The following is a 22,554-nucleotide window of genomic DNA, read 5'->3' on the forward strand; positions in this document are numbered from 1 at the left end:
ATCGGCAGTGGTCGGCAGTGGTCGGTTCAGCGGCGTTCACCGGTGGGCGAGGGCTGCGGTCACGGTCGGTGACGCGCGGGCCGGGGCGGGTGTGATCTGCGTCATTGCTGTGGGGACGAGTCTAGGGCGGGCCTATGACACGTGACTTCGATGGTCTGCGCCCTCCGCGAAGGTCATCAGGCTCCTCCTCGCCGAGCACGCAGGACCAGCACGGCGCCCAGGGTCAGCAGCACGAGCGTGCCCAGGCCGAGCCACAGCGCCCCCGAGATGCCGGTGCTCGCCAGAGCTCCCTCACGCTCGGGGGAGCGGACCTCCCCGGCCTCACGTCCGGCCTCACGTCCGGCCTCACGTCCGGCCTCACGTCCGGCCTCACTTCCGGCACCGCCGTCGTCCGTACCGCCGCCGTTCAGCCCGACATCAGGACCGCCGTCCGTGCTGCTCCCAGGGCTAGCTGGTCCGGCCTCGTCCCCCACGCCGGCTTCCACCGTCAGCGGAAGGGTCAGCTCCGTGCCGGTCACCGGCTCGTGGATGACCAGCGGCGCCTCGCCGGGCTCCGCGGTCTCCAGCGTGTCCGGCACCTCGATCACCACGTCGACGCGTCCCCGCTCATCACCTCCCGGCACGAAGTCCAGATCCAGTGGGAAGTCGCCGGTGTCGACGTCGCCCAGCCGGGTCTGCACCGTCTCACCGGCAGGAACGTCCGGGTGGCTGTGCGCCAGCCCGCCCAGCTGCAGCGCCACCTGGTCTCCTGGGGCGTAGACCGCGCCAGAGTCGGACTCCCAGGTGACTGCCACTGTGCGGCGGGCCAGCTCGGGCGCCAGGGGAGTGTGCTCGCGGACGTAGTCCATGATGCCGACCAGGTCGGTCATGCCGGTGTCGGTGGCGGACTGCGTCTCGGTGAAGGCAGTGAACCCGTCTCCACCGCCGGCCAGGAAGCTGTTGACCGTGACCTGATAGGTCTCCGCGTCCTCCAGCGGCACGCCGTCGATGAGCACCTCCAGGAGGCGTTCTCCCAGCGGCGCGGCAGGATCATAGGTGTAGCGCAGTTCGGTGGATCCGGAGAGCTTGATGTCCCCGTCCTCGCGCCACTGCTGCTCCAGCACCTCGCGGATCTGGGCGCCGTCGAGCTCCAGGACCACCAGGGTGTTGGCGAAGGGCTGGACAGTGGCCAGTTCTCTGTAGGTGATGGTGCCGAGGCTGAGGTCATCACGCAGGCCACCCGGGTTCATCAGCGCGAAGTCCACCTCCGGGGCGGTCTGCCGCGCGGACCATGCCTGGGCGTCTGCCACCAGGCCTCCCAGAGTGGAGTCGGCGCTGCGGTTCTGGCCGCCGTCGCCGTCGGTGGCCCGGACGAACGGCACGTCGCCGTCGACCTCGCCGATGACCTCGGCGCCCAGTTCGTCGGCGACCTCCACGGCGTCTTCCACGATCTGCTGGATCTCCGGGTCACCCTGGCAGCGGGCAGACTCCGGGTCCTCCGGGTCGATGGGCCGCAGCAGAGAGGCCTCGGAGGCCACCAGCTCGTCGGCATCGAGGTCGTAGCTGAGCTCCAGCTGGCCCAGCGCCTCGCCGTACTGGCCGGCCTGAGTGACCCACATGCCGCTGTCCGTCTGCAGCAGGTACTCCTGGTGGGTGTGGCCGGAGATGATCGCGTCGATCCCCGGGTGGGCCTCTTCCACGAGCGTGCCGAACGGTCCCTCGGCGTCCTCCAGCGTGGTGCCGCCGATGCCGTCGTGGGCCAGCACGACGACGACGTCGGCCAGGTCCTGGGAGGTCAGCTCCTCGGCGTACCGGTTGGCGGCCTCAGACATGTCGGCCCATTCGATGCCTTCGATGCCGGAGGGGCTCACCAGCGAGGGCATGTCCTCGGTGATCACCCCGATGAAGCCGACCCGCACGCCGTCGACCTCGGTGATCCAATACGGGTCATAGAGGGGTTCGCCGTCCGTGTCATGGATGTTGGCCCCGAGATGCGGGAAGTCCGTGGTGGGGATGATGCGGTCGTCGACGTCGGCCGCGCCGCCGTCGAATTCGTGGTTGCCGAGCGCAGCCACATCCAGGCCCATCAGGTTCAGCGCCTCCAGGGTGGGCTCGTCGTCCTGGATGAAGGAGGTGAAGGTGGAGGCGCCGACGTCGTCGCCGGCGGAGACGAACAACGTGTTCGGGTTCTCGGCGCGGATCTCCTCCACGGTGCAGGCCAGCACCGCGGCGCCCGCCACCGGACCGCTGCGCTCGAGCCGACCGTGGAAGTCGTTGATGGAGAGGATGTTCAGGTCCACGACGCCGGTCCTGTCGTCCTCACCGGTCCCGTCCCGATCGCCTGGGCTCTCCTCCTTCTCGGCGACATCTTCTGCGACATCTTCGGTGACCCGGACGGGAACGGCCACGTCGGTTCCGGTGACCGGCTCCGTGAGCAGCAGCTCGGCGACCCCGCCGGCGGTGTCCACGCCGTCGGGGACCTCCGCGACGATCTCGGCCTGGCCCCGGAGGTCCTGGTGGTCCACGATCCCGGTGTCCAGCGGGAACTCACCCAGCTCGACGCCGCCCAGCTCGACCTCCACGACATCCCCGGCCGGCACCTCAGAGGAGCTGTAGGCCAGTCCGGCCACCTGCAGCGAGATCTCCTCCCCGGGCCCGTAGGTCTGCTCCGGGTCCCCGTCCCAGGTGACCGCGACCGCGCGGCGTTCGAGATCAGCGTCCAGGGATCCCCGATCCTGGGCGTAGGAGACGAACGCCTCGAGGTCGTTCATCCCGGTGTCCAGGGTCCGGCCGGACTTCAGGACGACGTCGACCCCGCCGCCTCCTGCGGCCATATAGGAGTTCATGGCCACCTCGTAGCTGCCCTCCGGGTCCACCGGCTCTCCGTCGATCCGGACCTCGGTGATCCGCTGGCCGATCTCGGCCTGGGGGTCGAAGGTGTAGCTGACCTCGGCGGACTGGGCGTGCTTGGAGAACCGGCCGTCCTCCCGCCACTGCTGCTCGAAGAGCTCGTGGACCTGGGTGCCGCTGAGCTCCACAGTGGTCAGGGTGTTGGCGAAGGGCTGCACGTCGGCGAGGTCTCGGTAGGTCAGTTCGCCCGAGGGAAGATCGGCGCGCAGGCCGCCGGAGTTGGTGATCGCGAAGTCCACCTCGGGGCGAGTCTGGCGGACCGCCCACAGCTGGGCGTCGGCCACCAGCTCGCCGAGGGTGGACGAAGCGCCGCGGTTCTCCGAGCCGTCACCGTTCTCCGCCCGCCGGAACGGCACCTCGCCGGCAGTTTCCGCGACCACCTCCGAGCCGAGCTCGTCGGCCACCTCGACGGCGTCGTCCACGATGCCGGCCACCTCAGCGTCCGGCTCGCAGATCGGCGCGTCGTCCACGACGAGATCGATCGTCTCGGAGGAGGCCTCGACGACCTCACCGGTGGAGGTGTCCACAGAGAGGTCCACCCGGGAGAGCTGCTCGCCGTACTCACCGCCCTGGACCAGCTGCAGGCCGTCCAGGTCGTGCGCGTAGGACTGGTGCGTGTGGCCGCTGAAGACGGCGTCCACTGCGGGATGCGGATCGGCCACCAGGTCCCCGAACGGGCGGCCCTGCGCGCTGCCCGGGTCGGTGCCCGGCAGGCCGTCATGGGCGAGCACGACGACGACGTCGGCCTCTCCGTCCTCCGGGTCGCCGTTGGTCAGCTGCTCGGCATACCGGTCCACCTCCTCAGAGACGGAGGTCCACTCGATGCCCTCGATTCCGGCGGGGTTGACCAGCCCGGGCATGTCTTCGGTGATGACGCCGATGAAGCCCACGGTGATTCCGCCCACCTCGGTGAGGTGGTACGGCTCGAAGAGGTGTTCGCCGTCGGCATCGCGGATGTTGGCCCCGATGTGCGGGAATCCGGCCTCCGGGATGACCCGATCGTCGACGTCGGCGGCGCCGGCGTCGAACTCGTGGTTGCCCAGCACCGAGACCTCCAGGTCCATGGTGCTCATGGCATCCAGGGTGGGCTGGTCCTGTTGGATGAAGGAGGTGAAGGTGGTGGCGCCGATGTTGTCCCCGGCGGAGACGAAGAGAGTGTGGGGATTCTCCCCGCGGACCTGCTCCACGGCGCAGGCCAGCGCCGCGGCGCCCGGGACGCTGCCGGAGGCCTCCAGACGGCCGTGGAAGTCGTTGACCCCGACGATGCTCAGCTCGACGACGTCGCCGCCGGCCTCGGAGCTGGCCTCGGCGTCGACCTCATCGGTCGACGCGTCGGCTGCGGCGCTCGCGGCTGCCGGAGTGAGGAGGGTCGCCGCCAGGCCCGAGACGAGGCCTGCCGCGAGTCCGGCGGCGAATCTGCCGCGCCGGCGATCACGCGTCGGGTGTGGGTCCTGGGGGTCTGTGGGCGCAGCTGTGCGCATGGAGGCTCCCTCGAATCAGATGCTTGGATCGTTGTCCATCCAAACAGATCTCGGCGAACAGGGACAGACCTGCCGGTGAACCTGGTCTGTCATCGGGCACTCATCGGTTGCCTCGACGGCTGGGAGTCTGGATGAATGACCTCATGAGCGACAGCACAGCGGGGGCCTCCGGGGAAGTCATCATCGAGCCTGCCGGGCAGCTCGACGCCGTCTTCCGGGAGCTCGACGTCCGGCAGCGCGACGACGGAATCCTGGCCGTCACGCGACTGGTCCAGAGGTTCCCCATCCCGGTCGGCGAGCTGTGGCGGTGCTGTACGGAGGCCGATCGTCTGAGCCGATGGTTCGGTGTCGTGGGCGGAGACCTTCGGCTGGGCGGACGGTTCAGCGTGGAGGGCAACGCCTCCGGCACGGTGGAGCGGTGCGCGTCGCCTGGTGCCGGTGCCGCGGGCGAGCTGCAGCTGAGCTGGGAGTTCGGTGAGGACGTCTCCCAGGTGGAGCTGCGCTGCGAGGAGGCGCCGGAGAGCGCCGGCGACGCCGGGTCAGCCGACGGGGCCAGCCCTCCTCAGGCATCGCGTCTGGTGCTGGAGCATCGTGGGATCGTGCCCCTGGATTTCTGGCGCGCCTACGGGCCTGGAGCCGGTGGCGTCGGGTGGGATCTGGCCCTGCTGGGTCTGGCTCATCACCTGCGCACCGGAAGTACGGTGCCGGCCGAGCAGTCCCTGTGGGTGACCACGCCGGCCGCGGCGGAGTTCATCGCGGGCAGCAGCGAGGCGTGGGGTCGGGCCTCCGAGGCCGCGGGAACATCGCCGGAGATGGCCCAGGCCGCCGCCCGACGCACCACCGTCTTCTATACGACACCTGACTGCGCGACACCTGACGCAGAGGAACCTGACACGGAGGGATGACCCATGGCGACACCTGACATCAGGCCCGTCGGCGACCTGCCGGACAGCATCGGCAAGACCGCCGCACGCGAGCTGTCGCATCACGGCGTGCGCAGCCTCGCCGAGGCCGCCGCGCACACCCCGAAGGAGTTGCTGGCCATCCACGGCGTCGGGCCGAAGGCCGTCCGGATCCTCACCGAGGCGCTCGCGGAGAAGGGGCTGTCCTGGCGTCCGGAGTGAGCGGCTGATCAGGCGTGAGGTCGGTGCGTGAGGTCGGTCAGATGCCGCTGTCCGGGCGCCCCGGCGTCGGGTCGTGCCGAGCCCGTTCCCGCAGCGTCTCCTCGGCGAACTCCACGATCCTCTGGGTCGCCGGCGACAGAGTGGTGGACTCCCGACGGATGAGGGCGAGGGTGTCGTACAGGGGGTCGACGAACGGGACGGCGGTCAGGCCCTTGGGGCAGCTCGGGCTCTCCAGGACGGTGCGGGAGATGATCGTGTTGGCGGCGCCGGAGGCGACGAGCCTCAGTGCGGTCTCGACATGCTCCACCTCGATGTCCGGGTCCAGCGTCAGTCCCTGACTCCGGGCGCGCTCCAGCAGCTGCCGACGGGTCGAATCCCTCCAGCCGGCATAGGCGTCGTAGAGCACCAGCTTGTTCCGCGTCATCTCCTCGACTGTGGCCGGACCGTCGTCGGGGCTCCTCGTCGCGGACACGTAGAGCACCTCGTCCCGGACGAGCGGGCGGATGTGCAGGCCTGGCTCGGAGACCGGCAGCACCACCAGTCCGGCCTCGAGCTCGCCTGAGGCCACCGCCTCCGCCACGAGGGCGGAGTTGAGGCCGACCATGCGCACCTTCACGTTGGGGTACCGGCTGTGGAACCGCTCGACCAGGTCGGAGAGGTCGTAGTAGCTCGCGTTGCGGAGCACGCCGAAGGTGCAGACGCCGCCGTCGAGGGCCGAGATCGAGCGTACGGCGTTGAAGCCGTTCTGGAATGCGGAGACCGACTCTCGGGCGTGAGGCAGGAGCTCATCGGCCGCGGAGGTCAGGATCAGGCGCCGGCCTCCTCGGATGAACAGCGGCAGGCCGAGCTCCTCCTCCAGGCGGGAGATCAGCTCGGACATCGACGCCTGGCTGATCTCCAGCTCGTGCGCGGCCGCGGTGAAGGACCCCAGGTCGCAGGCGGCCAGGAAGGCCCTGAGCTGAGCGATCGTCATGGGCCAACCCTATGACGGCGATGCCCGTCTCGGCAGGGCATCCCCTGTGCTGGGGCGTCGTCGGGCTGCATATAGGGAAAACCTGTATGTTTCTTCATGTTCTACCGGGTTGTCCTGATAGTGAACCTTGCCTAGAGTCATCGCATGCAGATCAATGACGCAGATCACAGGTTCATCCAGGGGTCCTTCTCCACGCTGAAGGCCGCCGAGGTCGGTGGAGAGCCCGCGCAGCGGCTCCCCGACGTCGTCGAGACGGTCTCGGCCATGCTGTCGGACATCGAGGCGAACGGCATCGATGCGGTGCTCGAGCACTCCAGGAGGCTTGACGGTTGGGAAGGCCAGGACATCGAGATCTCAGCCGCGGACCTCGCTCGGGCTGGAGACTCCCTCTCGCCGGAGCTGCGTGAAGCTCTGGCTGCGGGGGCGGAACGGACTAGGCTGTTCGCCCTGGCTCAGAAGGAGCACCTGGTGGACTTCGAGACGGAGCTCCTCCCGGGCGTGGTCGTCGGGCAGCGGTACACCCCGGTGCCTCGGGTTGGTGCCTACCTTCCCGCCGGACGGTTCCCGATCCTCGCCAGTGCCTTCATGACGGCAGGTGTGGCGAAGGCGGCCGGCGTGCCCAGCGTGATCGCCTGCACGCCGCCCACCAGTGACCCGATCGGCGGGAATCCCGCCGTGCTCCACGCCGCCCATCTGGCCGGCGCGGATCGCGTCTTCGCCTTGGGGGGCGTGCAGGCGCTCGCCGCGATGGCGTTCGGCCTGTTGGGGGAGCGGCCCGCTGACATGCTCATCGGCGCCGGAAACGCTTATGTCACCGAGGCCAAGCGGCAACTGTTCGGGCGGACCGGGATGGACCTGCTCGCCGGGCCGTCCGAGGTGGCGGTCATCGCTGATGAGACGGCGGATCCGGAGCTCGTGGCGGCTGACCTGCTCGGTCAGGCCGAGCATGGACCGCAGTCGCCGGCTTCGCTGGTGACGACCTCGGAGGTGTTCGGGAGGGCGGTGATCGCCGCGGTCGAGAAGCAGCTCGAGACGCTGTCCACCGAGCACATCGCCGGTCCCGCCTGGAGGGACTACGGCACCGTCTATGTCGCGGAGGGTCGTGAGGCGGCGGTCGAGCTGATGGACGTCCTCGCGCCGGAGCACCTGGAGATCCAGACCGTCGATGACGCTTACTATCACGACCGTCTCAGCAACTACGGGTCCATCTTCCTGGGGCCGTGGTCCACTGTCGCCTATTCCGACAAGGGCATCTCGGGGACGAACCACGTGCTACCCACGGGCGGCGGGGCGCGCTCCAGTGCAGGACTCTCGGTCTCGCGGTTCCTCAAGCCGCTGACCTATCAGCGCGTGTCCGAGGAGGCGACGCCGGAGGTGGCCAGGCACGTCGAGGTCGTCTCCACCTATGAGGGAATGGAGGCCCATCGGGTCACGGCCACCATGCGCCTGGAGCGCCGACGCTCCTGATTCGATCCGGCCAGGGTCATCTCCGTGCACCAGTAGCGTATACGTATGCATTACGCTACGATGAGCGTGTGGTGCACGTCACATGCAAGTCGATTGCCTCTTGAGATACCTGCGTCCAGGGCTATCAGTGTGAGGCTCCGATCACTTGTATACGTATAAATACGGTTCGTCCAGACACACAGGAGAGTCACGATGTTCCACCGTTCAACGACGAAGGTCGCCCTGGCGATAGGCCTCGGAGCCACCTTGCTGCTCAGCGGGTGCGGAGCCGGTTCGCGCAGCGCCGATCAGACCGCCCCGGAAGTCCCCTGCGAGTTCGAGGCGCCCGATTCGCCCACGACGGTCAACGTCCTGGCCTACAACTCCTCCGCGATCGACCCGTTCACCAATGCGCTGGTCGCCAACTGTTCCAAGGGCGACGTCTCAGTGGTCCACGAGCCGGTGGACTTCGCCGGGCAGGTCCAGCGGACGACCACCACGCTCGCCGGTGACAGCGGGACCTACGACATCATCGAGACCTACGGCATCATCATCCCGGAGAACGCCGCATCCGAGCGCCTCATCCCGCTCGACGACCTCGTCCAGCAGCACGGAGACCTCTACGGGCTCGGTGAGCTGAACGACCAGATGCTCGAGGCCATGAGCTATGAGGGCCAGTTGTACGCGCTGCCCATGCAGGCGCAGGTCTTCATCATGGCCTTCCGCACCGACATCTTCGAGGAGCTCGGTCTGGAGCCTCCGGAGACCTTCGACGACCTTCGGGAGGCGGCCGACACGATCCAGCAGGAGGGCGATATGGCCTATCCGCTGGCCCTGGCGCTGCATACCAGCTCAGACCTGCTGACCGCCTACGATTCCGCGCTGGGCTCCCTGGGGGTGGACCTGGTCGACCACGAGGCCGGGAAGCCGAACTTCGACCGGCCTGAGGCGATTGAGGCCTTCGAGGAGCTCCTCGCTCTCCGGCCCTACATGGACCCGCAGGTGACGACTTTTGACCAGCCGGCGGTCCAGCAGCAGATGTACAACGGTTCAGCGGCCATCTCCATCATGTTCTCCGGACGGATGAATGATCTGGTGCAGGAGAGCAACACCCAGTATTACGACGACATCGGCTTCGCGGCACCGCCGGTCGTCGGTGACGGGGAGTATCAGTACAGCGCCCTGTCGGTGGACGGCTGGTCGATACCGGCGAATACGGACGTCGATGACGAGCTGCTGTTCCACATGATCGCCTCCTCGGTCAGCGAAGAGGCCTCGGAGGCTGCTCTGCCGGATGCCTATCCCGCACGAGAAGGCATGGTCACCCCGGACAACAGCCCCTATGGCGATGCGGCGAACAGTGCCATCGACTCCGCGCCGCCCGTAGAGCCCTACCCTTACATCCCCCGCGTCGGCAATGCGATCCTGCCGATCATCGCTGAGGTCTTCAGCGGAGACCTCGAGCCGGAGGAAGGCGTCGAGAAGATGCAGGACGCCGCCCAGGACGTGCTCGATGCCGGGTGAGGTGTGTGCTGCCTGCTGGCGTCGACCGAGCGAAGCCCATGGGCGCACTGGGCGACGAGTGAAGGACCGTGATGAGCAGACGTGAGTACTGGATCCTGATCCTGCCGAGCCTGCTGGTGATGTTCGGGCTCCTCCTGGTGCCGATGTATCGGACCATCGAATGGAGCCTGCAGGACGTCAACTACGGGGAGCCCGGCACCTTCGTCGGGCTGGACAACTACGTGGTCGCCCTGACTGACCCGCGATTCGCGGCATCGGTGGGGTTCACCGTGGGCCTTACCCTGGCGGTGATGACCGTGGTCATCGTGCTGGGCTACGTCTTGGCTGTGCTGGTGAACAATCTGCGGCGTATGAGGCCCCTGGTGCTGGGGATCCTCCTGATCTCCTATGTCATCCCCGGAGTCGTCGGGGCCACCATGTTCTCCTGGCTCTTCGACACCAACTTCGGTGGAGTGGCCAACGTGATCCTGGGTTGGCTAGGCCAAGGCGACCTCCTGTGGTTCACCGACACGTGGCCCAACCGGGTCATGATCGCCCTCAACGTCATCTGGGCCATGCTCCCGTTCTCCATGCTGATCCTGCTGGCCGGGCTGCAAGGAGTTCCGAAGGAGATCATCGAGGCGGCGACGATCGACGGCGCCGGCACCTGGGGCAGGCACTTCCATGTGATCCTGCCCAGCATCAGAGGGATGGTCGGATTCGTCGCCATCATCTGCATCATGGACGTGCTGCGGGTCTTCGACAACCTGATCCCGCTGGCGCCGAACGCCATCCTCAACGGCAATGAGTCCATCGCGCTGTACACCTACAACATGGCCTTCCAGGACGGCGGCCAGCAGCTGGGACTGGGAAGTGTGATCAACGTGCTGACGATCATGATCATGATCGTCATGCTCATCCCCTTCCTGCGTAACACGATCCGGGAGGCGAAGAGCGCATGACGAGCACAGCAGAGAGGACCGTCCGCGACCGGTCCCGCATTCCTCAGCGACGAGGCGTCTCGCGGCGACGCGTCACCTCCCGGCAGCCCAGCGTCAGGAGACGACGCAGCGCGACGCCGATTTTGGGAGGCATCTTCCTCGCCGGCGTCTGTCTGGCGATGCTGGCGCCGTTCCTCTGGACGATCCTGTCCGTGACGAAGCCGACCAACGTCGCCTTCGTCAGCCCGCCGGTCCTGACATACGAGCCGACGATGGACGCGTTCGTCGATCTCTGGCAGGCGACGAACTTCTATCAGTACGTGCTGAACACCTTCGGGGTGGCCGTGATCAGCACGATCGTCGCCCTGGTCATCGGGCTGCCGGCAGCCTACGCCCTGGCGAGGGCGCCCGGCTATGTCTCAGCGATCCTGCTGATCATCGCCCTCGTCTTCCGGGCGCTGCCCCGGCTGGCTGTGGTCCTGCCCATGTATGAGCTGTCCCGACAGTTCGGCATCCATGACACCACCCTGGCGCTCTCGGCGGCTCTCGTGGCGATCAACCAGCCGTTCAGCATCTGGTTGCTGAGGAACTTCTTCGTGAAGCTGCCTGAAGAAGTGGACGAGGCAGCCATGATCGACGGCTGCAGTCGGTTCCAGGCCCTGCGGAGGGTCATCATCCCGATGATGGGGCCGGGGATCCTCACCGCTGGTGTCTTCATGTTCCTCTTCGCGTTCCAGGAGTACCTGACGCCGCTGATCCTCACGGACAACCAGGCCATGACGGTCCCGCTCTTCATCGCCTCGCAGCTGGGGCAGACCCTGCCGATGCTGCAGCAGGTGGGAGCGGCATCCATCCTGCTGACCCTGCTGGTGGTGCTGTTCGCCTTCATCGCCCAGAAATACCTGGTGTCGGGGCTCTCGGACGGCGCAGGGAAGTAGTGCGAGTGGAGACGTCGGCGGGGGACCCGGTGGTGCTCCTCCCGGGCATGAACTGCTCGTCACGCATGTGGAGCCCGGTCATCGACGGACTCGAGGCGCGGGGATACTCTCGCGAGATTCGCTGTGAGACGCTGGCCGGCTCCAGCCTCGAGGCCTGCGCGGAGGAACTGTTGGAGAGGCTCCCGGATCGCTTCGCACTCGCCGGGCTCAGCCTCGGGGGGATCGTGGCGATGGCCCTCGTCCGTGCGGCCCCGTCACGGGTGTCGCGCCTGTGTCTGATGGCGACGAATCCCCGGGGGCCACGGACGGACCAGCTCGAAGCCTGGGGGTCCCTCAGGGAGCGGCTCCGGGCCGGCGAGACGGCCCGGCAGATCCAGCTGGAACTGCTCCCGGTGCTCCTGGCCGCAGATCGGCGGGAGGCTCTCGACGACCTCGTCCTGCAGATGGCCGACGACGTCGGTGAGTGCGCTCTTGAGGAGCAGCTCAGGATGCAGTCGACTCGCATCGACGAGAGGGCCGCGCTGGCGCAGATCGACATCCCCACCACGATCCTGGCCGGCGGCCGTGACCTCCTCTGCCCCGTGACCACGCATCAGGAGATGGCGTCCTTGGTGAGCGGTTCGCAGCTGATCGTGCTGCCCCACAGAGGGCATCTGCTCACCCTGGAAGATCCTCAGAGCGTGGCTTCAGCCCTCGACACCTGGCTGCGGACCTGACCGCGCGCAGGCAGGGCCGGTGAGCGTCGCAGACTGACACTCGGAGGGGGTGACAGACCGAACGGTCTGATCACCCCCTCCGTCATGCTTCTGTGGCGGTGTCAGGGCCTCCGCGCTTCCGTCTCCGGTGATCCGTCGACGTCGGGACTCGAATGTGGTCGCAGGGTGCCGAAGAGCTCCATCATGAGGTGCGCCAGGTTGTACACCACCAGCTGGGCACCGTCTGCGAGTGAGGACTCGGCTCCTGCACGAGAGGAGGCCAGATCGGCGCGGAAGCCGCCGACGACCTCCGCCTGGCCCCGGATCATCGTCACGGCCTCGTCGAAGGTGAGATCGCCGGAGGTGAGCGAGGCCTGCAGGTCCGCGGTGCCGATGAGGTAGCCGTCCACACCGGGCTGTGCCAGGATCTCTCCGGCGTTCGTCGCGGCCTCAGGGGACTCCAGCATGGCCATGACCAGGGTCCCCTCCTGACATCGGGCGTGGTGCTCCGGCGCAGGAACGGTGCCGAACCGGCCGGATCGGGAGTAGGTGGCGAAGCCCCGGTGGCCGAGCGGAGGGTAGTGCACGGCGTCGACGAGCTCGGAGGCTGCGGCGGCTGTGTCGATGTGCGGGGCGATGATGCCTTCGGCGCCCTGGTCCAGGGCGCGCAGGATCAGCTGGTGCTCGTCGAGTCCGACACGCACCAGTGGGGCCATTCCGTGCAGCTGGGCCAGGGCGATGTGCTGGCGCAGCGAGGTGACGTCGGCCGGACCGTGTTCGCAGTCGATGAGCACGAAGTCGAAGCCGGCCACGCCGAGCATCTCCACCGTCTCTTCGGCAGGCATCCTCAGCAGGCAGCCGGTGACCTGCTCGCCGTCGGAGAGGCGTCGTCTCAGAGGCAGCTGTGGTGTCGCCATCACGCCACCATCCCGGCCGAGAGATCGACATCGGCTCCGGTCATGCCGGGCATCTGCAGCATGGCGACGACTGCTCGAGCCACTTCGTCGGGGTCGACGAGCCGCCCGAGTGCGGAACGGCCGGCGAAGGCCGCTCGGGCCTCTTCCGGGTGGGTTCCGGTCCGTTCTGCCTCCAGGCGAAAATTGCGGTCCATCCGCTCGCTCTCCACCGGACCAGGGGAGAGGGAGTTGACGGAGATGCCGTGCTCGCCGACCTCGAAGGCCAGCGTCGAGGTCAGCCCGATGACCGCCATCTTGGAGGCACAGTAGGGCGTGCGGGCGGCGAGCGGCCGTTTTCCGGAGACCGAGGCGAGGTTGATGATGTCCCCGGAGCCGCGGCGGACCATGTCCGGCAGGAACGCTCGGCAGACGAGGTACGTGCCGCGGACGTTGACTCCGAAGACGTCGTCCCACTCCTCGGGTGCGATGTCGACCAGCCGTGCGACCGGGCCGGCGACGCCGGCGTTGTTGATCACGATGGAGATCTGCTCGTCATGCAGCCGGTCGGCCAGGTGGGCCACGCTCTCCGGGTCGCTGACGTCGCAGGCTTCGGCGCGCACGCGGTCTCCCAGCTCGTCGGCGAGCTGGTGCAGCGGGGCCTCCCGCCTGCCGACGACGACGACTCGGCAGCCTTGGCGGACCAGTGAGGAGGCGATGGCGGCGCCGAGGCCGGTGCCGCCGCCGGTGACCAGGGCAGTACGGTCGGTCAATGTGCTCATACGGAGACCTCCCGATCCAGGACCTGGTCGATCCAGTCGAAGCTCTCTCCGCCGTAGCGCCAGGCGCGCACGTCGCCGGAGCGTGCGTGGCCCTCGAACAGTTCGACGCGGGCGGCGCGGCCGCACACCCGGCCCAGGTCTGCGCTGCTGACGGTGTCGGTGATCTGCTGGTAGGTGGCGGTCTTCAGGTACTTGCCGACCCAGAGGCCGCCGGTGTATCGGGAGGCGCCGAGGGTCGGCAGGACGTGGTTGGTGCCGATGACTTTGTCGCCGTAGGAGACGCAGGTCTCCTCGCCGAGGAACAGCGCACCGTTGTTGGACATGCGTTCCAGTGCGTCCCGGGGCTCAGCGGTGAACACCTGGACGTGCTCGAAGGCCAGGGAGTCGGCGACCTGCCAGGCCTCGTCGAGGTCCTCGCAGACGATCACCTGGCCGTGGTCGCGCCAGGCGGGGGCGGCGAAGTCCTCGGTCGACATGCCGGGCAGGACCTTCTCCACCAGCTCCATGACTTCGCGGCCGAGGCTCTCCGAGGTCGTGACCAGTACTGCGGGGGAGTCGGGGCCGTGCTCCGCCTGGGAGAGCAGGTCCACGGCCACGGTGAAGGGATTCGCGGTGTCGTCGGCGACGATGAGGATCTCGGTCGGGCCGGCGAAGAGGTCGATGCCGACTTCGCCGAAGAGCTGCCGCTTGGCCTCGGCCACGTACGCGTTGCCGGGGCCGGCGATCAGGTTGACCGGGTCCATGTCCTCAGTGCCCACGGCCATCGAGGCGACGGCCTGGACCCCTCCGAGCACGTGGATCTCGTCGGCACCCGCCAGGTGCATCGCGGCGATCGTGGCGGCGGGGATCTGCCCGCGGATCGGGGGAGTGCAGGCCACCACCCGGGGGACTCCGGCGACCTTGGCGGTGACGATCGTCATGTGGGCGGAGGCGGTCAACGGGTACCGCCCGCCGGGGATGTAGGCGCCCACCGCGTCGATGGGGATGTGGCGGTGTCCCAGGGTCACACCTGGCAGGGTCTCCACTTCGACGTCCTGCATCGAGTCTCGCTGCGCCTGGGCGAAGTTCCGGACCTGGCCCTGGACGAAGACGATGTCGTCGATGACCTGGGTGGGCAGCGAACGGATGAGGCGGTCGATCGTGGCGGCGTCGAGGCGGAAGCTCTCCGGAGTCCAGCTGTCGAACCGCTCGGAGAACCGGCGGACTGCGGCGGAGCCGTCCTGGCGGATCTCGTCCACGATGGCGCGGACGCGGTGCGAGGTGTCCTCGTGGCTGCGGTCGGCGAATGAGGAGGTGGTGGCTGATTTGAGGTGGTAGGCCATAGATGCCCTTTCTGAATACGTATACACAATGAAGCACGTGCCCCCTGGTGTCGTCAAGGGGTCGGAAATCGCTGGAAGTGTCGCGCGTTCCCTCTTGCGTGTGATGTGAGTCTCATCTACGATGCATACGAATACAACGCATCGTCCAGAGGAGGACGGGGCGGTGCCGACACGGAGGAGAGCGAGAGCATGCTGGACAAGGTGGCCTATGAGCCGTGGCAGGACCCGGACGACTTCATCCGTGAGGTGACGGACCTGATCTGGGTGGACCGGAACATCGGCTTCATCGAGGAGAACTACGAGCCGGACTCGATCGTCCATGGTTCCCTCGGCACGGTGGTCGGCCGCGACGGCGTCGTCGAGGGCTCCCTGATGCGGATCGCGGAGACGCCGCAGCACGTGGGTCAGGCGGAGGACGTCATCTGGGAGGCCCGCGGCGAGGACGCGTTCCTCAGCTCCCATCTGGTCTTCTCCTCCGACCCGGTCTCCATCGGAGCCGCCCCGCACGAGCTGCGGTACCGGACGATCGCCAACTGCCTCTACAGGCGTGGCCGCATGGTGGAGGAGTGGGTGGCCCGCGACGACCTCGCCCAGGTGCTCCAGCTGGGACAGGACCCCGATGAGGTGGCCCGCAGCAGGACGTTCCAGGGCTACGTGGGCTCCTTCCTGGAGCCGGCCCCCGAGGACGTGCTCAGCGTGGGCGACAGCGGCCCTCGTCCGGACGACTTCCGGTCCGAGTGCGAGATGGTCCTGGAATTCATCGAGACGGTGTGGAACCGCCGGGACCTGAGCCGGCTGCGGGACTTCATGGTCCGCGACCTCTTCCTCCACACGATCGGGGACCGGACCGTGCTGCGTCCGGACGGCTACCAGCGCGAGCTCCTCCGAATGCTGTCCCCCTTCCCCGACGCGCAGTTCGAGGTGCGGGACGTCCAGACCAACCACGCCGAGCGCTACGCCGGGCTGCGCGTGGCGGTGACCTGGAAGATGACCGGCACCTACAGCGGCATGAACCACTTCGGCCCGCTGACGGGGAAGCCGATCGACCTGCTGGGCATCTCACAGTTCCTCATCCGGGACGGTCGCATCGAGAAGGAGGTCCGGGTCTATGACGAGATCGGCCTCCGGTCCCAGATCAACAGCACTCGCGGCGACGGCGAAGTGCCCTTCACCAACATCTACTGACGCCATCAGGCAGGAACGAGGAGAGATATCGTGACACAGACCATCGCCTTCGACCAGGAGGTCGCCAAGCGGACCATCCTGCGTGAGGACTGGGTGCCGTGCAAGGCGGCGTTCATCGACTGCCGCACGCCCGGCTCGGACAAGAAAGACAACTACTCGTTCATCGGCGTGGGCGTCTCGCAGAGCTCCGAGCAGTTCATCAACCTCCAGGAGGACCACGGATTCAACCTGGGGGCCGCAGGGATGCCGAACGGGGTGACGAACAGCCTACACCTGCACTTCACCGCCGAGGTGTTCATCAACTTCGGCGGCGAGTTCCGGGTCCGCTGGGGCGCCGACGGGCAGCAGGGGGAGTATGTCTCCACCGACGGTGACGTCATCTCCGTGCCGTCCTGGATCTTCCGCGGCTTCACCAACATCGGTCCCGACGACGGGATCCTCCTGACCGTGCTGGGGCAGAGTGACACCGGCGGCATCATCTGGGGTCCCTCGGTGCTGCGGGAGGCGGAGTCCCACGGGCTGCACCTCACCGCCTCCAACCAGCTCATCGACACCCTAGCCGGCGACGTCGTCCCGGAGGGCGCAGAGCTCATCACCCCGATGGACCAGTCGGACATCGATGCGCTCGACACCTACTCGGTGGAGCAGATGCGTCAGCGCGTGACCCAGGAAGGTGACCGCCGGTGGATCCGACGGCCGTTCCTGTGCTCCGAACTGCCCGGAGGCGGCGCCGAGCTCAGCCTGGTGATCGGCTACGGCATGAGCGAGGACCGCCGGGCCGCGCCCCGGCTCACGGAGCCGCACAGCTTCAATCTGGCCTGGCTCCGGGCCGTGCCCGGCGAAGGTGTCCTCATGCACCGGCACGATCAGGTCTCCGTGCTCACGGCCAAGGCCGGCCGCTGGCGCATCACGCTCCGGGACGCTGACGAAGAGCGCATCGTGGAGCTCGGCCCGATGGACACGCTGTCCATCCCGGAGGGGACTTGGCGGGCCATCGAGCTCCTCGACGCCGACGCCGGCAGGGCCGCAGAGGAGGGCACCGGCGAGCTGCTCGTGGTCAACGGAGGGGACGGGCGCGTGCTGATGGACTGGGCGCCTGACACGGTGCGTGCCGCCCACGAGGCCGGGATCGTCCTGGACCCGAACCACTACCGGGCCCCCGCCTCCGTCATGCGTACCGCCACGGAGGACGACTGATTCCGCCATGGCGATCCGAGTGGCCGCGTGCCAACTGGCCGTGGACGTGGACAGTCCGGACGTGGGTGCCGTCGACGCCGCCGTGAGAGAGGCGGCGTCGACGGGCGCCCGGCTCATCGTGCTCCCGGAGCTGGCCTTCAGCGGGTACATGTTCGCATCGCAGGAGGAGGTCCGACGGGCCGCCGAGCCGCTGGACGGCCCCTCCGTCACGCGGATCATGCGTCTGTCCCAGGAGACCGGCAGCGTCATCGTGGCCGGGTTCTGCGAGCAGGGCGACGGCGGCGCGGTGCACAACAGTGCGATGGTCGTCCAGGACGGCGAGTTCCTGGGCTGCTACCGGAAGGTCCATCTCTGGGACAGGGAGTCGGAGCTCTTCACCCCGGGGGAGGGACCTCCGCTGGTGGTCGACACCGTTGTGGGTCGGTTGGCCGCGATGATCTGCTACGACCTGGAGATGCCGGACTGGGTGGGGACCGCCGCGGCGGCCGGTGCCGACATCATCGCCGCACCGTGCAATTGGCCGCTGCTCGACAGGCCCGTCGGCGAAAGGCCGCTCGAGGTCGTCAAGGCCCAGGCCGCCGCAGGCACCTTCAAGGTGCACATCGTCGTCGCGGACCGATGCGGGCAGGAGCGGGGCGTGGACTGGATCGGTGGAAGCGTGATCTGCGAGGACACCGGGTATCCGGCGGCCGGCCCGGCCACAACCGACGACGGCCCGGCGCGTCCGGCCGTGCTCGCAGCCGACCTGGAGCCGACCAGCTCCCGGAACAAGTCGCTGAGTCCCCGCAATGACGTGTGGGGCGACCGTCGCCCCGAGCTCTACTGGATAGGGTGTCCATGAAGGTCAGGCTGATCCAGGACACGAGGCATCGGCCGGGGTCCGGTCGTCTGCGGGAGGAAGATGCGAATGGCCGTCACCAGTCGTGACGTCGCGAAGCTGGCAGGAGTCTCCCAGCCGACGGTGTCCCGCGCGCTCAGAGGAGACTCCAAGGTCTCGGACCGCACCCGTCAGGCGGTGCTCGACGCCGCCGAGGCCCTGGGCTACGTGCCGAGCGAGGCCGGACGCAGCCTGGTCACGCGGCAGAGCCGACGGATCGGCGTCGTCGTGAGCGACCTGACCAACCCGTTCTACCCCTATGTGATCGCCCCGCTGCATGACGAGCTGGAGTCCCACGGCTACCGGATGATGGTGTTCACGGAGCGCTCGGACCAGAAGATGGCCGCGTCCCAGCTGCTGACGGGCTCCATCGACGGTGCGGTGCTCCTGACCACGGTCCTCGGTTCGCCGCTGCCCGCGGAGCTGCGCCGCCGTGGTCTGCCGTTCGTGTTCCTCAACCGCGAAGCCGGAGACGGCAGCGGTGACGCCGCCGTCGTGGACAATGTGGCGGGCGGGCGGATGGCCGCGCACCGGCTGGCCGAGCTGGGACATCGCCGCATCGCTGGGATCTTCGGGCCCGAGGAGACCAGCACCGGGCGCGAGCGCAAGCTCGGCTTCATCATGGGGCTGGCTGATGCCGGCGTCGGGCTGGCAGACGAGAACATCCTGGAGGGGCCCTTCGAGTCCGAGACGGGAGAGCGGGGCCTGCGTCAGCTGGTGGACCGGCCGACGGAGGAACGGCCCACGGCGGTCTTCTGCGGCAACGACGTGATCGCCCTGGGCGTGCTCAACGCCGCCATGTCCGAGGGCCTCCAGGTGCCGCGGGACCTCAGTGTCCTCGGCTTCGACGACATCCCGCTGGCCTCCTGGGAGACGTTCCAGCTCTCGACCATCGGGCATGATTTGAACGCTATGGCTGCCAGTGCGGCCCGGCTGCTGGTGCGGCGGCTGAGCCCGGAAGGCCGGGACGAGTCCGCCCAGCGCGTGGTCCTGGAGCCTGAGCTCATCGAGAGGCGCACCCTGCGGGACCTGAGCTCTGAGAGCTGAGGCTCAGCGGCTGGTTCGGCTGGTCCGCCTGGGTCGGCCGGTGCGGTTCATTGGCACCGCTCGCGCCACGTTCGGCTGAGAGTGACCGTCCGACGCCGTAGGAACGCGCATGCCCGTGGTGAACTTCCGCCGAACGTGGCTGAGGAGGGGGCTCCAAGCGGGGCGTCTCGCGCGAGCGCTCACAGTTCGCCGGCCCGTGAGGTCACGACCCACGGCCCGCAGAGAAAAGGCCCCTGACCGGAAACTCCTGGTCAGGGGCCTTCAAACTGGCGGTGACGGTGGTGTCCAGTCTCAGAACGTAGTTGACACTCTCTGGCGCGGGGTCCCGGTAGTGATAGTTGACATCTGTCTCACGACATCGTTGACACCAGTGCAGGCCTCCACGCCGAGGGCAGCGGCGTTGCCACGAGCATGGGCAAGCACAAGAATCTCGTCATCGTGAAGGCCGTGATCGAGCAAGGACTCAGCGTCTCGCAGACAGCACGCAAATACGGCATCTCCCGGCAATGGGTCTACACCCTGCTGCGCCGCTACCAGCAACACGGCCCTGAGGCCCTGACCACCAGCTCCAGAACACCCACCCGTCACTTTCGCAACGAAGGCCACAAGGTGCCCTCAATGGCCACGATTCGTCGCCTCCTACGGGCCGCGGACCTGGTCACCGATGAGCCCCCGAGTGAACCCGGACCAGGCACAGACGGCGAAGGGCCTCCGAACCCGGGGGTTCGGAGGCCCTTCTGTCAACGATGTTGTGAGACATCTGTCAACGATGTCCCGATACATCACACTGGCGGTGACGGTGGGATTTGAACCCACGGTACGGGGTTACCGTACACGACATTTCGAGTGTCGCACCTTCGGCCGCTCGGACACGTCACCTCAGACCTGAAGATGCTACCGAAGATGCGCGCGGGACTCCAATCGTGGCTGTCTCCGGCCGGAGCGGACTCAGCCGCCGGTGCGGAAGAGCGAATGCACGGCCCCGGCGTGACGGCGCCCGCCCAGCTCCTCGAGCTCCAGCACGACGGCGGCGCCGGCCACGTCGCCGCCGAGCTCGGCGATGATCTGCCGGGAGGCGGCCAGGGTGCCACCGGTGGCCAGCACGTCGTCGACCAGCAGCACCCTCGCGCCGGGCTCCAGCACCCCGGGGGCCTCGATCACCGCGGAGCCGTACTCCAGGTGGTATTCGATACTCGCAGCCGGGTTCGGCAGCTTGCCCGCCTTGCGGATGGGCAGCGTCCCCACTCCTGCGGCGATCGCGATGGCCCCGGCCAGGAGGAAGCCGCGGGCTTCGATGCCGGCGACGACGTCGAAGGCTCCACGGAACGGCTGGATGAGCCCTGTCGTCACAGCTTCCAGCGCGGCGGCGTCCACCAGCAGCGGAGAGATGTCACGGAACAGCACCCCCGGCTCGGGGTAGTCCGGCGTCAGCGCGATCAGGGACTCGGCACGTGCCAGGGCGACGGTGAGATCGGGGGAGGGGTCTGCGGAGAGCACCGCGCAACTCTAGCAATCCGCGTGACTGACCGGCACGCGCCTGCCGCCACCCGAGGGCGGGGCCCGGTCTCAGTCCTCGGTCTCAGTCCTCGTTCTCAGCCCTCGGTCTCGGAGGCCGTCCCGCCCTCCCGCAGCCGCGTGGCGAAGAACCCGCTGAGCTGTGCGGAGCACTCCTCGGCGCGCACCTCCGGGTGGACCTCCACCCAGTGGTTCAGCCGCGGCTCCCGCAGAATGTCGAACACGGACCCTGCCCCGCCGGCCTTCTCATCCCAGGCGCCGAAGATCACCCGACGGATGCGGGCGAGCACGATGGCGCCGGCGCACATGGGGCACGGCTCCAGGGTGACGGCCAGCGTGCAGTCGTCCAGGCGCCAGGTGCCGCGGTGTCGTGCGGCCTCGCGCAGGGCGATCAGCTCCGCGTGGCCGGCCGGATCGGCGTCGGCCTCCCGGGTGTTGTGGCCCTCACCGATGATCTGGCCGTCCGGGTCCACGACGACGGCGCCCACCGGCACGTCCCCGCCGGCGGCCGCCCGTTCGGCCAGGTCCAGGCAACGGCCTATGAGCTCGTGCTGCACTCCGGCGTCGCGGGCGTCCCGGGTGATCCGGCCACCCGGCGGTGCGGCGTCCGAGCGGACCGGCACGGCCGAGTCGCGGGGGTCGCCGTCGCCGCTGTGCCCGGGGCGGACCGGCTCCTGGTGCGCGGCGCGACGCGCGTCACGGCGCGGATCGGGGCGGACGGGGGATGCCATGGGCCCAGCCTACTGGCGTCCCTGCGCCCTGGTAGTTTGGTCCCATGCGTGTACAGGTCGTGGAACACCCGCTCATCGCCCATAAGCTCACCCAGCTCCGGCGGGTGGAGACCAGCTCCAACCACTTCAGGCAGCTCACCAAGGAGCTGGTGATGCTGCTCTCCTATGAGGCCAGCGATTCGATCGCCACCGAGCCGATCACCATCACCACCCCGGTCACCGAGACCGAAGGGACTCAGCTGGCCGGCCCCACTCCGCTGGTGGTCCCGATCCTGCGCGCGGGACTCGGCATGCTGGACGGTATGACCTCCATGATCCCCACCGCGGAGGTCGGCTTCCTGGGTATGGCCCGCAATGAGGAGACCCTCGACATCATCACCTACGCCGAGCGGCTCCCCGACGACCTGACCGGACGGCACGTCTTCGTGCTGGATCCGATGCTGGCCACGGGCGGCACCTTGGCCGAGGCCATCCGCTTCCTCAAGCGCCGCAACGCCAAGGAGGTCACCTGCATCTGTCTGCTCGCCGCTCCGGAGGGCATCGAGCGGCTGCAGAAGGACGTGGGCGATCTGGAGGTGGACCTCTACTTGGCCGCCATCGACGAGAAGCTCGATGAGAACGCCTACATCGTGCCCGGGCTCGGCGACGCCGGGGATCGCCTCTACGGCCTCGCGGAGTGAGTTCCGAGCTCTGCTGAGCATCTCCCCAGCCCCTGCGCGGCCGGACGCGCTATTATTCGCGCTCGTCTCGCGCATCGTCCGATGTCAGCTCGCTGGTGCGGATCCCGGTCTCCGAGGCGACCCGTTCGCTGCGTCCCGCGACGCCATGCGGCATCGGGGGTGTCGACGGCTTCCGCGGCGCGCTCGCCGTCGGGGGCTCGTCCACTCGTGATTCACGCCCCAAAAGTGTGAGCCTGCTCACAAACACGCCGCATAGTCTCAGCATGTGGAATATTCCATGCTTTGTTACTTGCATTTTTCTTATGTGACGTGGAGTCTGGAGTCCGAATCGACCG

General features: G+C 68.1%; 20 protein-coding genes and 1 tRNA gene. 13 read left to right on the top strand and 8 right to left on the bottom strand.

Going from position 1 to position 22,554, the window contains the following annotated elements; translation table 11 throughout:
• Positions 1-176: 176 nt before the first annotated feature.
• Entirely contained in the window at positions 177-4,370 is a 4,194-nt protein-coding gene (locus Q7C18_RS13295; RefSeq protein ID WP_311025793.1) for a 5'-nucleotidase C-terminal domain-containing protein, read from the bottom strand.
• Positions 4,371-4,513: 143 nt separating this feature from the next.
• Here Q7C18_RS13295 and Q7C18_RS13300 point away from each other — a divergent pair, with 143 nt between their 5' ends.
• Entirely contained in the window at positions 4,514-5,275 is a 762-nt protein-coding gene (locus tag Q7C18_RS13300) for a polyketide cyclase (RefSeq protein ID WP_311025794.1), read from the top strand.
• 3 nt (positions 5,276-5,278) lie between these two features.
• Positions 5,279-5,494: a helix-hairpin-helix domain-containing protein gene (locus Q7C18_RS13305; protein ID WP_311025795.1), complete on the top strand. Its 216-nt coding sequence runs from the start codon at positions 5,279-5,281 to the stop codon at positions 5,492-5,494.
• Between the two features lie 37 nt (positions 5,495-5,531).
• Here Q7C18_RS13305 and Q7C18_RS13310 read toward each other — a convergent pair whose 3' ends face one another.
• Positions 5,532-6,467 carry a LysR family transcriptional regulator gene (locus tag Q7C18_RS13310; protein ID WP_311025796.1) on the bottom strand — a complete coding sequence of 312 codons (936 nt, stop codon included), beginning with the start codon at positions 6,465-6,467 and terminating at the stop codon, positions 5,532-5,534.
• Between the two features lie 144 nt (positions 6,468-6,611).
• On the opposite strand from Q7C18_RS13310, the gene hisD (Q7C18_RS13315) reads away from it, so the two are divergent.
• From hisD (Q7C18_RS13315) to Q7C18_RS13335, 5 genes are all read left to right on the top strand, one after another.
• On the top strand, positions 6,612-7,934 hold the full coding sequence (gene hisD, locus Q7C18_RS13315) for a histidinol dehydrogenase (RefSeq protein ID WP_311025797.1): 1,323 nt from the start codon (positions 6,612-6,614) through the stop codon (positions 7,932-7,934).
• 192 nt (positions 7,935-8,126) lie between these two features.
• On the top strand, positions 8,127-9,437 hold the full coding sequence (locus Q7C18_RS13320) for an extracellular solute-binding protein (protein WP_311025798.1): 1,311 nt from the start codon (positions 8,127-8,129) through the stop codon (positions 9,435-9,437).
• A gap of 71 nt (positions 9,438-9,508) precedes the next feature.
• Positions 9,509-10,378: a sugar ABC transporter permease gene (locus tag Q7C18_RS13325; protein ID WP_311025799.1), complete on the top strand. Its 870-nt coding sequence runs from the start codon at positions 9,509-9,511 to the stop codon at positions 10,376-10,378.
• Positions 10,375-11,295: a carbohydrate ABC transporter permease gene (locus tag Q7C18_RS13330; protein ID WP_311025800.1), complete on the top strand. Its 921-nt coding sequence runs from the start codon at positions 10,375-10,377 to the stop codon at positions 11,293-11,295. The genes Q7C18_RS13325 and Q7C18_RS13330 overlap by 4 nt, the downstream gene beginning before the upstream one ends.
• Positions 11,295-12,011, top strand: coding sequence for an alpha/beta hydrolase (locus Q7C18_RS13335; protein WP_311025801.1), 717 nt, complete (start codon positions 11,295-11,297; stop codon positions 12,009-12,011). The genes Q7C18_RS13330 and Q7C18_RS13335 overlap by 1 nt, the downstream gene beginning before the upstream one ends.
• Positions 12,012-12,112: 101 nt before the next feature.
• Here the strand turns inward: Q7C18_RS13335 and Q7C18_RS13340 are convergent, their stop codons facing one another.
• From Q7C18_RS13340 to hisD (Q7C18_RS13350), 3 genes are read right to left on the bottom strand one after another with little or no spacing between them, the layout of a single operon-like run.
• Positions 12,113-12,907, bottom strand: a complete 795-nt coding sequence (locus Q7C18_RS13340) for an aldolase/citrate lyase family protein (RefSeq protein WP_311025802.1) — start codon at positions 12,905-12,907, stop codon at positions 12,113-12,115.
• A complete protein-coding gene (locus Q7C18_RS13345; RefSeq protein ID WP_311025803.1) occupies positions 12,907-13,665 on the bottom strand; it encodes an SDR family oxidoreductase in 759 nt (252 codons plus the stop codon). The genes Q7C18_RS13340 and Q7C18_RS13345 overlap by 1 nt, the downstream gene beginning before the upstream one ends.
• Positions 13,662-14,987 carry a histidinol dehydrogenase gene (hisD, locus tag Q7C18_RS13350; RefSeq protein WP_311025804.1) on the bottom strand — a complete coding sequence of 442 codons (1,326 nt, stop codon included), beginning with the start codon at positions 14,985-14,987 and terminating at the stop codon, positions 13,662-13,664. Before hisD (Q7C18_RS13350) ends, Q7C18_RS13345 begins: the two co-directional genes overlap by 4 nt.
• Positions 14,988-15,176: 189 nt before the next feature.
• Between hisD (Q7C18_RS13350) and Q7C18_RS13355 the strand changes: the two genes are divergently transcribed.
• The 5 genes from Q7C18_RS13355 to Q7C18_RS13375 all read left to right on the top strand — a co-directional run bounded on the left by Q7C18_RS13355 (position 15,177) and on the right by Q7C18_RS13375 (position 20,103).
• Complete coding sequence (locus Q7C18_RS13355; protein WP_311025805.1) at positions 15,177-16,172, top strand: ester cyclase; 996 nt, start codon at positions 15,177-15,179, stop codon at positions 16,170-16,172.
• Positions 16,173-16,202: 30 nt separating this feature from the next.
• A complete protein-coding gene (locus Q7C18_RS13360) occupies positions 16,203-17,369 on the top strand; it encodes a hypothetical protein (protein WP_311025806.1) in 1,167 nt (388 codons plus the stop codon).
• 7 nt (positions 17,370-17,376) lie between these two features.
• Positions 17,377-18,210 carry a nitrilase-related carbon-nitrogen hydrolase gene (locus tag Q7C18_RS13365; RefSeq protein ID WP_311025807.1) on the top strand — a complete coding sequence of 278 codons (834 nt, stop codon included), beginning with the start codon at positions 17,377-17,379 and terminating at the stop codon, positions 18,208-18,210.
• A 66-nt stretch (positions 18,211-18,276) separates the two neighbouring features.
• Entirely contained in the window at positions 18,277-19,293 is a 1,017-nt protein-coding gene (locus Q7C18_RS13370) for a LacI family DNA-binding transcriptional regulator (RefSeq protein WP_311025808.1), read from the top strand.
• Positions 19,294-19,704: 411 nt separating this feature from the next.
• Complete coding sequence (locus Q7C18_RS13375) at positions 19,705-20,103, top strand: helix-turn-helix domain-containing protein (protein ID WP_311025809.1); 399 nt, start codon at positions 19,705-19,707, stop codon at positions 20,101-20,103.
• Here the strand turns inward: Q7C18_RS13375 and Q7C18_RS13380 are convergent.
• The 3 genes from Q7C18_RS13380 to tadA form a co-directional block, all read right to left on the bottom strand.
• A tRNA-Ser gene (locus Q7C18_RS13380) sits at positions 20,082-20,172 on the bottom strand. The genes Q7C18_RS13375 and Q7C18_RS13380 overlap by 22 nt on opposite strands.
• A 69-nt stretch (positions 20,173-20,241) precedes the next feature.
• Positions 20,242-20,790, bottom strand: coding sequence for an adenine phosphoribosyltransferase (locus Q7C18_RS13385; RefSeq protein WP_311025810.1), 549 nt, complete (start codon positions 20,788-20,790; stop codon positions 20,242-20,244).
• A 95-nt stretch (positions 20,791-20,885) separates the two neighbouring features.
• On the bottom strand, positions 20,886-21,365 hold the full coding sequence (gene tadA, locus Q7C18_RS13390) for a tRNA adenosine(34) deaminase TadA (protein ID WP_311025881.1): 480 nt from the start codon (positions 21,363-21,365) through the stop codon (positions 20,886-20,888).
• Between the two features lie 218 nt (positions 21,366-21,583).
• Between tadA and upp the strand changes: the two genes are divergently transcribed.
• A complete protein-coding gene (gene upp / locus Q7C18_RS13395) occupies positions 21,584-22,219 on the top strand; it encodes a uracil phosphoribosyltransferase (RefSeq protein WP_070158983.1) in 636 nt (211 codons plus the stop codon).
• Positions 22,220-22,554 lie beyond the last annotated feature (335 nt).

The sequence above is a fragment of the Nesterenkonia sp. CL21 genome, from assembly GCF_031705515.1.
In the GTDB taxonomy this organism is placed as follows: domain Bacteria; phylum Actinomycetota; class Actinomycetes; order Actinomycetales; family Micrococcaceae; genus Nesterenkonia; species Nesterenkonia aethiopica.

What these genes read in the sequence shown, in the direction of transcription:
- Q7C18_RS13295 (WP_311025793.1), bottom strand. Translation starts at nt 4,370, where the DNA reads ATGCGCACAGCTGCGCCCACAGACCCCCAGGACCCACACCCGACGCGT.
- Q7C18_RS13300 (WP_311025794.1), top strand. Translation starts at nt 4,514, where the DNA reads ATGAGCGACAGCACAGCGGGGGCCTCCGGGGAAGTCATCATCGAGCCT.
- Q7C18_RS13305 (WP_311025795.1), top strand. Translation starts at nt 5,279, where the DNA reads ATGGCGACACCTGACATCAGGCCCGTCGGCGACCTGCCGGACAGCATC.
- Q7C18_RS13310 (WP_311025796.1), bottom strand. Translation starts at nt 6,467, where the DNA reads ATGACGATCGCTCAGCTCAGGGCCTTCCTGGCCGCCTGCGACCTGGGG.
- hisD (WP_311025797.1), top strand. Translation starts at nt 6,612, where the DNA reads ATGCAGATCAATGACGCAGATCACAGGTTCATCCAGGGGTCCTTCTCC.
- Q7C18_RS13320 (WP_311025798.1), top strand. Translation starts at nt 8,127, where the DNA reads ATGTTCCACCGTTCAACGACGAAGGTCGCCCTGGCGATAGGCCTCGGA.
- Q7C18_RS13325 (WP_311025799.1), top strand. Translation starts at nt 9,509, where the DNA reads ATGAGCAGACGTGAGTACTGGATCCTGATCCTGCCGAGCCTGCTGGTG.
- Q7C18_RS13330 (WP_311025800.1), top strand. Translation starts at nt 10,375, where the DNA reads ATGACGAGCACAGCAGAGAGGACCGTCCGCGACCGGTCCCGCATTCCT.
- Q7C18_RS13340 (WP_311025802.1), bottom strand. Translation starts at nt 12,907, where the DNA reads ATGGCGACACCACAGCTGCCTCTGAGACGACGCCTCTCCGACGGCGAG.
- Q7C18_RS13345 (WP_311025803.1), bottom strand. Translation starts at nt 13,665, where the DNA reads ATGAGCACATTGACCGACCGTACTGCCCTGGTCACCGGCGGCGGCACC.
- hisD (WP_311025804.1), bottom strand. Translation starts at nt 14,987, where the DNA reads ATGGCCTACCACCTCAAATCAGCCACCACCTCCTCATTCGCCGACCGC.
- Q7C18_RS13355 (WP_311025805.1), top strand. Translation starts at nt 15,177, where the DNA reads ATGCTGGACAAGGTGGCCTATGAGCCGTGGCAGGACCCGGACGACTTC.
- Q7C18_RS13365 (WP_311025807.1), top strand. Translation starts at nt 17,377, where the DNA reads ATGGCGATCCGAGTGGCCGCGTGCCAACTGGCCGTGGACGTGGACAGT.
- Q7C18_RS13370 (WP_311025808.1), top strand. Translation starts at nt 18,277, where the DNA reads ATGGCCGTCACCAGTCGTGACGTCGCGAAGCTGGCAGGAGTCTCCCAG.
- Q7C18_RS13375 (WP_311025809.1), top strand. Translation starts at nt 19,705, where the DNA reads ATGGGCAAGCACAAGAATCTCGTCATCGTGAAGGCCGTGATCGAGCAA.
- upp (WP_070158983.1), top strand. Translation starts at nt 21,584, where the DNA reads ATGCGTGTACAGGTCGTGGAACACCCGCTCATCGCCCATAAGCTCACC.